Consider the following 3,205-nt stretch of genomic DNA (forward strand, 5'->3'; position numbering starts at 1 on the left):
GGGGGCGGGTAGTGGGGCGAGCCGGGGGCTCGAGTCCGTGTCGGTCGTGGAGCGGCTGTCAGCTGTGCACGGGGGTGAGTACGCGTGCCAGCGCGGGCTGCAGATCACGTACGGTGCGGCTGCTCCGGAACCGGGACAGTTCCCGCGCCAGGCGTCGGACGTCGCTGTTCACCGTCGCCGAGGGCACGGCCGGCATCACTCCCAGGAACTCCCCGGCAATCGCGCACGCGTGCTCTACCTCCCCGGAGGCGGCATGTGCCAGGGACCTGCGGAAGCCGTACCGGGCGCGGGTACGCAGCGCGTGCGGCGGGAGGCGGCGGTACTCCCGGTCGAGCACCTCGGCAGCGGCCTTGGGGCGCCCGAGGTCGTGCAGACACCAGCCGGTCGACATCGCCGCCGGATCGCTCACGTGTGAGGTTCCGATCACGGGGTCGGCGCCGTTGAGGGCGTCGTCGTCGGAGAGCAGTTCCCGCGCCCTGTCGAGGCTGCGGAGGCAGTCGACTTCGTTGCCGACGAGCGCGTGCCCTTGGGCCTCTCGTTGGGCAGCGAGCCCTCTGATGCGCGGTGGGAGTTCGGTGCCCTGGGCTCGGCGGGCCAGGGCGATGGTGCCAGCGGCGTCCCCGCCGTACATCGTGACCAGGGCGCGCCGCACCAGTGCGTAGGAACCGAGGTACGGGTCACCTCCGGCGCGCGCCAGTTCGGCGGCCTCGCCCGTCCAGCCGAGTGCCGCGTCGCTGTCCCCGGCCTCCTGGGCCATCCAGCCAGTGAACTCCGCGAACCGTGAGGCGAGCAGGAGCGCGGAGGCCCGGGAGGCGGACCTGGCATCGGAGGCGAGCCCGGCGACCATGCGAGTCTGCGTCTCCAGCAGGGGCAGCAGGATCTTGGGGGCGGTGGACTGACCGAGCTTCCGCAGCTGGTCGAACTGCATGCGGTAGGAGCCCAGGAGGGGGCCGTCGGCGGAGGACAACGCTTGACCGCCGAGTTTCAGGCCAAGATCGATCAGCACTCCTGTACCCGCCGAGAGGACTGCCCGACGCCCGACGAGCCAAGGGCTCGGATCGGCGGGGAATTCGGCGAAGTCCGAGTCCGAGGCCGCTTCAGGGCGGGTGGCCAGGCGCTGCAGCTCGCCGTCCGCGCCGAGGAAGGCGTCACACCGCCGGGCCAGTTCGGGGGACGGGGAACGCTCTCCGCGTTCGACCTTGCTGAGGTGTCCCTTGTCGTAGTTGAGCGCCACGGAGAACTCGGTAAGAGTCAGCCCCGCTTCCACTCGTAAACGGCGAAGTTCCGGGCCGAAACGTAAATTCGTGTTCATTATCAGCCTCCCTTTGAACAGTGACCGCGAGAGCCGTTCGCCCTCACGGGAGCCGTCATCAGACGATCATCGGTCGACGCGAAACTCGACGGTGAACACCTGCTGTAAAGGCGTCGTTTCGCCTCGCGTCCAAAACTGAGTCTGGCACGACCCTTGCCTGAAGAACCGGGGTTCGGCGGTGTTGCCCGTTGCCTCTTTCGTTCTTCGCTGTTCCCCGTCCGTTCCTCAGAGTGACCGGGATTGACCATGATCGGAACAAAGTGTTCGAGAGTGACGGGGCCATGGGCGGGGTCGCGTCCTTCACGAAGTTGCAGTGCTCGATTACGTAGCCGCAGCTGGTCTCCGCAGGTGCCGGAACGGCATCGGCCACCTCTCCGGGTACAGGTCGGTACGGTCGATCCAGGCGGGGCGACGAAGACGTTGTCGCCGGCGGGGGCTTCGGAGGCTTCCAGCAGGGACCATCTGCGGGACTCTTCGACCAGGTGCTCCCAGGGCGCGGTCCAGTCGAGTTCCCAGTCGAGGCCGGTGCCGGAGATGCCGTACGTGCGGCTGGCTTCCACCTGCCAGAACTGGGAGTAGAGGATCACCTGGGCGTGGTCGGCGAGGTCGTTGATGATCTCGGTGAAGTGGGCCGAGGGCAGCCGGGGACGTCATCTGCAGCGGTGCGCTCGTAGGCGTGCTGTGAGCGGAAGGACGACAGGGCTGCGTGCGCCCAGTTCGGTCAGGGCCCAGGGGATGTTGGGCGGGCTCGCTCCAGTCCGGCGGTGTCGCCCGTTCCAGGCAGGCACGGTAGGCGGCTCGACCGCGCCTTCGATCTCCAGGCTCGCCAGGGCAATTGCCGCCCATTCCCGGACGGTGGAGTCGTTGCTGCGCAGGAGGGCGATCAGGTCGGGGCTGTCAATCGAACTGGCTCTGGCCTACATTCGGTGGCGACCGAGAGTGCTGGTCGAGCCGGTGGATGTCTACCCGGGCCAGCTGCCTCTCCACCGACACGTCCGGAGTCGCGAAGCCCTGAACGATGAGTCGAATGGGCGCATCGCTGCGCGTGACTATCGTCGCCGTGCGTCACCACCGGATGTGAGCCAGAGTCGAACGATCTCAGGTCCTGCGGCTGGACTACTAGACGGTGCGGATGACAGGGGCGGGTTTGATGTTCTGGGTGTCGATGAGGGTGCGGATGTCGTTCGGGTCCGAGGTCCAGATGATGGCGCCGAGGCTGGCTGCCATGGTCACGACGGTGGCGTCGACGATGTCGGAGGTGCCGGCCTTGCCGCAGAGGATGCCTGCGGCTTTGGCGGTTTCGATGCCGACGGGTACGACGTGGCACCCGGCGAGGAACCTGCCGAGTCTGACCTGGCGGCGGGAGTCCCGCCATGCCTGGCTGACGACGACGGACGGGACGTGGATGTCCCGGCCGTCGTCGAGGGCCAGGCTGTGGCGGGCCCACATGCGCCGGTCGTCGTTGTCGATGGCGATGAGCGCCCCGGCGTCGTACAGGTAGGGGATGTTCACGCGGCCGAGGCTCCCGGGCCGCTGAGGTACTCGGCGTCGGCGGCGGCGAGGTCCGCGCGGGCGGCGGCGAGCTCTTCGGGGGTGAAGGCGCCGTGTTCTGCCTGCCACTCCTGGATGACGGCCCGGCCGGCCCGCAGGCGCAGCTCGCGTTCGGCTGCTCCGGCGACGAGGCGGGAGAGCGGGATGCCTTCTTCCTCGGCGGCTCCGGCCAGGGCTTCGACCAGAGATTCGTCGAGAGTGATAGTCACCTTCTTGGTAGCCATACATCAACCATAGCGCGGTATGGCATTCGATGCTGATGCGCGGATCACGTGGCGGTGAGCACGGAGGGCGGGAGTGCATCCGGTGGGGGCCTGGCGGAGTCGGCGGACCGCGGGGGTG

Annotated in this window: 3 protein-coding genes; all 3 read right to left on the bottom strand. The window is 68.4% G+C overall.

The genetic code is table 11. The features are described from left to right. Positions 1-58 precede the first annotated feature (58 nt). The 3 genes from AOK18_RS24895 to AOK18_RS24905 all read right to left on the bottom strand — a co-directional run bounded on the left by AOK18_RS24895 (position 59) and on the right by AOK18_RS24905 (position 3,087). Positions 59-1,312 (bottom strand): helix-turn-helix domain-containing protein, encoded by a 1,254-nt coding sequence (locus tag AOK18_RS24895; RefSeq protein ID WP_055571334.1) that lies wholly within the window; start codon positions 1,310-1,312, stop codon positions 59-61. Positions 1,313-2,431: 1,119 nt separating this feature from the next. Continuing rightward, entirely contained in the window at positions 2,432-2,824 is a 393-nt protein-coding gene (locus AOK18_RS24900; RefSeq protein WP_055571333.1) for a type II toxin-antitoxin system VapC family toxin, read from the bottom strand. Continuing rightward, positions 2,821-3,087 carry a hypothetical protein gene (locus tag AOK18_RS24905; RefSeq protein ID WP_055571332.1) on the bottom strand — a complete coding sequence of 89 codons (267 nt, stop codon included), beginning with the start codon at positions 3,085-3,087 and terminating at the stop codon, positions 2,821-2,823. Before AOK18_RS24905 ends, AOK18_RS24900 begins: the two co-directional genes overlap by 4 nt. Positions 3,088-3,205 lie beyond the last annotated feature (118 nt).

This window comes from Streptomyces prasinopilosus (genome assembly GCF_001419695.1).
Taxonomy (GTDB): domain Bacteria; phylum Actinomycetota; class Actinomycetes; order Streptomycetales; family Streptomycetaceae; genus Streptomyces; species Streptomyces prasinopilosus.